Origin of the sequence: Brooklawnia sp., from assembly GCF_049651565.1 — a bacterium.
Taxonomy (GTDB): domain Bacteria; phylum Actinomycetota; class Actinomycetes; order Propionibacteriales; family Propionibacteriaceae; genus Brooklawnia.
This window is the reverse complement of the sequence record NZ_JBASCI010000093.1, coordinates 1-7,348: the sequence shown is the minus strand read 5'-3', so window position 1 is coordinate 7,348 and position 7,348 is coordinate 1. Positions and strand designations below refer to the sequence as shown.

4 protein-coding genes and 1 pseudogene are annotated in these 7,348 nt (G+C 68.1%); 4 read left to right on the top strand and 1 reads right to left on the bottom strand.

Going from position 1 to position 7,348, the window contains the following annotated elements; all coding sequences use genetic code 11:
• Positions 1-175: pseudogene (locus tag WBL05_RS04455) on the bottom strand (Fpg/Nei family DNA glycosylase); the annotation flags it as partial.
• An 81-nt stretch (positions 176-256) separates the two neighbouring features.
• On the opposite strand from WBL05_RS04455, the gene WBL05_RS04450 reads away from it, so the two are divergent.
• The 4 genes from WBL05_RS04450 (at position 257) to WBL05_RS04435 (ending at position 7,222) form a co-directional block, all read left to right on the top strand.
• Positions 257-565 (top strand): thiamine-binding protein, encoded by a 309-nt coding sequence (locus WBL05_RS04450; RefSeq protein ID WP_424224026.1) that lies wholly within the window; start codon positions 257-259, stop codon positions 563-565.
• Positions 566-723: 158 nt separating this feature from the next.
• Positions 724-2,352, top strand: a complete 1,629-nt coding sequence (locus WBL05_RS04445; protein WP_424224025.1) for an NAD(P)-binding protein — start codon at positions 724-726, stop codon at positions 2,350-2,352.
• Entirely contained in the window at positions 2,352-6,080 is a 3,729-nt protein-coding gene (nifJ, locus tag WBL05_RS04440; RefSeq protein WP_424224024.1) for a pyruvate:ferredoxin (flavodoxin) oxidoreductase, read from the top strand. The genes WBL05_RS04445 and nifJ overlap by 1 nt, the downstream gene beginning before the upstream one ends.
• A complete protein-coding gene (locus tag WBL05_RS04435) occupies positions 6,080-7,222 on the top strand; it encodes a dihydroorotate dehydrogenase-like protein (RefSeq protein WP_424224027.1) in 1,143 nt (380 codons plus the stop codon). Before nifJ ends, WBL05_RS04435 begins: the two co-directional genes overlap by 1 nt.
• Positions 7,223-7,348 lie beyond the last annotated feature (126 nt).

Genomic DNA, 7,348 nt, shown 5'->3' with positions numbered 1-7,348 from the left:
CGAAGTCGATCAGCAGGTGCTTGCCGACCGCGTCGGCGCCGAGCAGCCGGCTGCCGTCCAGCAGCTCGGCGGCGGCGGCGAAGCGTCCCTGCGGACTGGCCACCCTGACCGGCCGGCCGCGGAAGCGTTCGTTCAGTCCGGCGGCCAGCCGGTGGATGACGTGACCTTCAGGCACCCGATCAGCTCCCCTGCGATGAGTTCCGCGCAACCTCGCCACCCTAGCCCGACGCCCGGCCAACCGGTCTAGCCTGAGGGCATGCTCGTAGCCTTCTCGGTCAGCCCATCCAGCTCAGGCGAGGGCGGCTCGGTGCACGAAGCCGTCGCCGCCGCGATCCGGGTGGTCCGTGAATCCGGCCTGCCCAATCACACCGACTCGATGTTCACCACCATCGAGGGCGAGTGGGACGAAGTGATGTCGGTTGTCAAGCAGGCCTGCGACGCGGTGGGACGCTACGGCCCGCGGGTCTCGCTCGTCCTCAAGGCCGACATCCGGCCCGGTTACAGCGGGGAGCTGACCGGCAAAGTGGAACGTCTGGAGGCGGCGCTCGCCGACCACGACGAATAGTGGGGGCCGCGGTCAGCGGCCGCAAGGCCGGTTAGTAGGATGTTGCGGCAACAAGTCGCCTCTTGCGAGGTGTGGTCACACAGCGGTTGTCGGCCAGGAACGCGCCCCCACCCGGACGTCGAGGCTGCCGAACCAACCAGATAGGAAATGGCTTTCCAATGTTTGATGGACGTCCTGACATCACCTCACTGCCTGACCTGGCGGAGGGTGCTGGCCGGGTTGGGCCGGTACGCACCCGGATGCCGATCTACGTCGACCTGCTGCCGCCCTGCAACAACGCCTGCCCCGCCGGCGAGAACATCCAGGAGTGGCTGCGCCTGATCAAGGAGAACGAGCCGGAGGCCGCCTGGCGCCAACTCGTCCGCGACAACCCGTTCCCCGCGATCCACGGCCGAGTCTGCTACCACCCGTGCGAGACCGCCTGCAACCGCGTCGAACTCGACTCCGCGGTCTCCATCCACTCCGTCGAGCGCTACCTGGGTGACCTGGCGATCGAGCGCGGCTGGACCTTCAGCGCACCCCGCAACAACACCGGCTACCGCGTCCTGGTGGTCGGCGCCGGCCCGTCCGGCCTGTCGGCCGCCTACCACCTGGCCCGCGTCGGCCATGAGGTCGAGATCCGGGACGCCGGTGAGCTGCCCGGCGGCATGATGCGCTACGGCATCCCCGAGTACCGGCTGCCGCGCGACGTGGTGGACGCCGAGATCCGGCGAATCCAGGACCTCGGGGTGAAGATCGCGCTCAACCACCCCGTGCAGGATCTGCTCGAGGAACAGCGGTCGGGCCGGTTCGACGCAGTCTTCATCGCGATCGGCGCCCACCTGTCCAAGCGGGTCGAGATCCCGAGCATGGACGCCGGCAAGATGGTCGACGCCGTCGACTTCCTGCGCAACGTCGCCTCCGGTGAGAAGCCGAAGATCGGCCGCCGGGTGGCGGTCTACGGTGGCGGCAACACCGCCATGGACGCCGCACGGGTGGCCCGCCGGATGGGCGCCGAAGAGGCGGTCATCATCTACCGGCGCACCCAGGAACAGATGCCGGCGCACGCCGAAGAGCTGGCCGACGCCGAGCGGGAGGGCGTGAAGGTGCACTGGCTGCGCACCATCAGCGAGGTCTCCGAACAGATCGAGGTCGAGATCATGGAACTCGACGAGTGGGGCAAGCCGCGCGGCACCGGCACCTACGAGAAGCTGCCCGCCGACACCGTCATCATGGCCGTCGGCCAGGTCGCCGACACCGGCTTCCTGCGCAACATCCCCGGCCTGCGGTTCGTCGACGATGTGGTGCAGGTCGACCCGGCCACCCTGATGACCGACGTGCCGGGCATCTTCGCCGGCGGCGACGCGGTGCCGTCCGAACGCACCGTCACCATCGGTGTCGGGCACGGCAAGAAGGCGGCCAAGAGGATCGATGCCTGGCTGAACCGTCGCCAGGAGGCACCCAAGATCAAGCACCCGATCGTCGGCTTCGACGACCTGAACCTGTGGTACTTCGGCGACCACCCGCGCTCGATCCAGCACGAGCTGTCGCCTGCCGAGCGCGTCCAGGACTTCGGTGAGGTCGTGGCCGGGCTGACCAACGAGGAAGCCGAGTTCGAGGCGCGCCGCTGCCTGTCGTGCGGCAACTGCTTCGAGTGCGACGGCTGCTACGGCGCCTGCCCAGAGGACGCCATCATCAAGCTCGGCAAGGGCCACCGCTACCGCTTCGACTACGCCAAGTGCACCGGATGCGCCACCTGCTACGAACAGTGCCCCGTGCACGCCATTGAGATGATTGCGGAGAAGTGATGACTACCACTGCCGAAGCCAAGATCCCGGCTCCCCACCCGAACATGCTGGGTGCCGAGGACCCGGTCGCCAATCTCGACCGGGATGAACCGGCCGCCAAGCCCACCGAACGCTCCATCATCGATGGCAACACCGCCGCGGCCGATGTTGCCTTCCGGGTCAACGAGCTGTGCTCGATCTACCCGATCACCCCGAGCTCGCCGATGGCCGAACTGGCCGACGAGTGGGCGGCGGTCGACCGGCCCAACATCTGGGGCCAGATCCCGAGCGTGATCGAGATGCAGTCCGAGGCCGGCGCGGCTGGCGCCATGCACGGCGCGCTGCAGGCCGGTGCCCTGTCGACGACGTTCACCGCGTCCCAGGGCCTGCTGCTGATGATCCCGAACATGTTCAAGATCGCCGGCGAGCTGACCAGCACCGTGATGCACGTGGCGGCCCGTTCGCTGGCCGCCCAAGGCCTGTCGATCTTCGGGGACCACCAGGACGTGATGGCCGCCCGGCAGACCGGCTGGGCGATGCTGGCGTCCAACTCGGTGCAGGAGTGCCACGACAACGCCCTGATCGCGCAGGCCGCCACCCTGCACACCCGCGTGCCGTTCATGCACTTCTTCGACGGCTTCCGCACCAGCCACGAGCTGAACACCTGCGAGATGCTGGACGACGACCAGCTCCGCGCCATGGTGCCCGACCGGCTGGTGCTGGAGCACCGCGAGCGGGCTCTCAGCCCGGCGCACCCGTTCATCCGCGGCACCGCGCAGAACCCCGACGTGTACTTCCAGGGACGCGAGTCGGCGAACCCGTTCTACCTGGCCACGCCCGGCATCGTGCAGGAGCAGATGGACCGGTTCGCCGCCCTGACCGGACGCCACTACCACCTGGTCGACTACATCGGTGACCCCGATGCCGAACGCATGGTGATCGTGATGGGCTCCGGCGCCGAAGTGGTGGAGCAGGCGGTCCGTCACCTGCGCACCAGCGGCGAGAAGGTCGGCATGTTGATCGTCCGGCTCTATCGGCCGTTCCCGGTGGCAGCACTGCTGGCCGCCATCCCGGCGTCGGTGCGCAAGATCGCCGTCCTCGACCGCACCAAGGAGCCCGGCTCCGGCGGTGAGCCGCTGTTCCTGGACGTCACCGCGGCGCTCGCCGAGGCGGTCAGCCTGGGGCAGCGCGAGCACCTGCCGCGGATCATCGGTGGCCGCTACGGGCTGTCGAGCAAGGACTTCACCCCAGCGATGGCGGTTGCGGTCTTCGATGAACTGGCCAAGGCCGCGCCGCGTCCGCGCTTCACCGTCGGCATCAAGGACGACGTCACTCTGCTGTCGCTCGACTACGATCCGACCATCGACCTGGAGGACCCGGCCACCAAGCGCGCGATCTTCTACGGCCTGGGTTCGGACGGCACGGTCGGGGCGAACAAGAACACGATCAAGATTCTCGGTTCTGATCCCGACACCTACGCCCAGGGCTACTTCGTCTACGACTCCAAGAAGTCCGGGTCGCGCACGACCAGCCACCTGCGGTTCGGGCCCGACCCGATCAAGGCGCCCTACCTGGTGAACAAGGCCGGATTTATCGGCTGCCACCACTGGTCCATCCTGGAGCGGATCGATGTGCTGGAGTACGCCCGGCCGGCGGTTTACGACGCCGAGGGCGAGCGGGTGGGCGGCACCACGCTGCTGCTCAACGCCCCGTTCCCCGCCGATGAGATCTGGGACCGGCTGCCCGCCCCGATGCAGCAGCGGATCATTGATCTCGGCATCGAGGTCCACGCGATCAACGCCAATGAGGTGGCCCGGCTGGCCGGTCTGGGCGGGCGCACCAACACCGTCCTGCAGACCTGCTACTTCGCGATCTCCGGCGTCCTGCCCCGGGATGAGGCGATCGGCAAGATCAAGGACGCGATCACCAAGACCTACTCCCGCAAGTCGGCCGAGATCGTCCGCAAGAATCACGTGGCGGTCGACAGCGCCGTCGCGCAACTGCACCGGATCGAGGTCCCCGACCGCGTCACCAGCGAGCACGGTTACCTGGCGCCAGTGCCCGAGGACGCGCCGGACTTCGTCCGGGACGTCACCGCGGCAATGCTGATCGACCGCGGCAACGACCTGCCGGTCAGCAAGCTGCCGGTCGACGGTTCGTACCCCAGCGGCACCACCAAGTACGAGAAGCGGAACATCTCCGACGTCATCGCCGTCTGGGATCCCGAGACCTGCATCCAGTGCGGAAACTGCTCGTTCGTCTGCCCGCACTCGGTGATCCGGGCCAAGTACTACGAGCCCGATCACCTCGAGGGTGCTCCGGCCAGCTTCCAGTCGGCGCCGCTGGACGCCGCCGGGCTGCCGCACACCCGCTACACCCTGCAGGTCTACGCCGAGGACTGCACCGGCTGCGGCCTGTGCGTGGAGGCCTGCCCGGTCTCGCCGATCGGTCAACCGCACCGCAAGGCGATCAATCTGGCGCCGGTGCTGGAGCGGTCGAAGCAGCGCGAGAACGTGCAGTTCTTCGAGTCGTTGCCCCGGCCGCGGCGCAGTCGGGTGAACTACGGCTCGGTGCGCGGTGTGCAGTTCCTGACCCCGCTGTTCGAGTTCTCCGGGGCCTGCTCGGGTTGCGGTGAGACGCCGTACCTCAAGCTGCTCACCCAGCTGTTCGGTGACCGGCTGCAGGTGGCCAACGCCACCGGCTGCTCGTCCATCTATGGCGGCAACCTGCCGACCACGCCGTGGGCCAAGAACTATGAGGGACGCGGCCCGGCCTGGTCCAACTCGCTGTTCGAGGACAACGCCGAGTTCGGGCTGGGCATGCGGCTGGCCGCCGACCTGCACAACGAGCTGGCCCGCACCCGGCTGGCGCAGCTGCGCGCCGAGATCGCCGACGACGAGTTGGTGGACGGACTGCTGTACGGCCCGCAGGAGACCATGCACGAGCTGCGGGTCCAGTACGGGCTGATGCTGCGGCTGAACGAGCGGCTGGACGAACTTGACGGCCCGCTGGTCGAGGACCTGAAGTCGGTGGCCGACCACCTGCTGCGCCGGTCGGTCTGGATCGTCGGCGGCGACGGCTGGGCCTACGACATCGGTTCGGCCGGTCTGGACCACGTGCTGGCGTCCGGTCGCAATGTGAACATCCTGGTGATGGACACCGAGGTTTACTCGAACACCGGCGGCCAGTCGTCCAAGTCGACCCCGCTGGGCGCGGTGGCGAAGTTCGCCACGGCGGGCAAGACGACCAACAAGAAGGACCTGGCGATGCAGGCGGTGGCCTACGGTCACGTCTACGTCGCGCGGGTCGCGATGGGCGCCGACCCGCAGCAGACGCTGAAGGCGTTCCGGGAGGCGGAGGCGTACGACGGTCCGAGCCTGATCATCGCCTACAGCCACTGCATCAGCCACGGCATCGACATGCGCAAGGGCCTGGAGCAGCAGTACAAGGCGGTGGCCTCGGGGCACTGGCCGCTGATGCGGTTCAACCCGGTGCTGCGCAACGCGGGCCACAACCCGTTCCTGCTCGACTCGCCGCGGCCGCGGATCCCGTTGAAGGACTACCGGAAGAACGAGCTGCGGTACAAGATGCTGCGGCAGTCCGATCCGGAGGAGGCGCAGCGGCTGCTGGACCTCGGGCAGGAGCACGTGCTGCGGCGGTACCAGGAGTACGAGATGATGGCCGGCCGTCCCGCCGAGATGTTCAGCGCGGACGCGCGGAAGGCTGATCCGCGGAAGGAGGCACGATGATGTCGAAGTTCGACCCTGAGGCGCTGCGGGCGGCCGCCGAGTCGCACCGCCAGAAGGTGGTGATGGGCAGCAGCGCAACCGACCAGTTGTCGCCGACAAGCGCGTACGTGGTCGAGGACCGCGTCCAGCCCCGACCGGTCGACACCCGGACCCGGTACATGGGGCTGTGGCTGCGCAACCCGCTGGTCGCCTCGGCCGGGCCGCTCAGCCAGACGGTGGACGGCATCCGGTCGCTCGCGGCCGGTGGCGTCGGCGCGATAGTGATGTACTCGCTGTTCGAGGAGCAGCTACGGCACGAGGCGCAGCAGGAGACCCGGCTGGAGGAGCAGGGGACGGAGAGCTTCTTCGAGGCGCTGACCTACTTCCCGACCGCGCCCAGCAACGGGTCGGGGCTGACTCGCACCTACTTGGAGCTGATCGAGAAGGCCGCGCCGCTCGTCGACGTGCCGCTGATCGCCAGCCTGAACGGGTCGAGCACCGGCGACTGGACGCAGAACGCCCGCCGGATGCAGGACGCCGGGGCGGCCGCGATCGAGTTGAACGTGTATTACGTGCCCGGTGACATCAGCACGCCGGCCCGCGAGGTGGAGCAGCGGCACCTGGACATCCTCGACGAGGTCAAGTCGCGGGTCACCGTGCCGGTGGCGATGAAGATGAGCCCGTACTTCTCCAGCTTCGGCAAGATGGCGGTGGCGTTGGATGCCGCCGGTGCCGACGCCCTGGTGCTGTTCAACCGGTACCTGCAGCCCGACATCGACCTCGACCAGATGGCGGTGGTGCCCGGGTTCGGCCTGAGCAGCCAGGAGGAGGCGAAGCTGCCGCGTAGCTGGATCTCGGCGCTGTACGGCCGGGTGAATGCCTCGCTGGCCGCGACGACCGGGGTCGAGACGGTCGAGGACGTCATCAAGTACCTGCTGGCCGGTGCGGATGTGGTGATGACCACGGCCGCGCTGGTGAGGCATGGCGCCGACTATGCCGGCCAGTTGGTCGACGGTGTCCAGTCCTGGCTGGGACGCCGCGGGCTCAACCTCGACCGGGCGCGCGGCATGCTGGCGGTGCCGACAGAGGCGGACGCCACCGCATACGCCCGATCCGGCTACGTGGTCGGTCTGGAGCGGGCCAAGACGAAGTACGCCCGGTAGCGCCTAGCTGTACTGACCACGGAGATTGAGTACGCGCGGCGGGTCTGCTGGACATAGGGGAAGACCTCTGAGTGAAGTGTGGGACTTACGACAGAACCCATTTCACGAAACAGAGGTCTTCCATGC

What these genes read in the sequence shown, in the direction of transcription:
- WBL05_RS04450 (WP_424224026.1), top strand. Translation starts at nt 257, where the DNA reads ATGCTCGTAGCCTTCTCGGTCAGCCCATCCAGCTCAGGCGAGGGCGGC.
- WBL05_RS04445 (WP_424224025.1), top strand. Translation starts at nt 724, where the DNA reads ATGTTTGATGGACGTCCTGACATCACCTCACTGCCTGACCTGGCGGAG.
- nifJ (WP_424224024.1), top strand. Translation starts at nt 2,352, where the DNA reads ATGACTACCACTGCCGAAGCCAAGATCCCGGCTCCCCACCCGAACATG.
- WBL05_RS04435 (WP_424224027.1), top strand. Translation starts at nt 6,080, where the DNA reads ATGTCGAAGTTCGACCCTGAGGCGCTGCGGGCGGCCGCCGAGTCGCAC.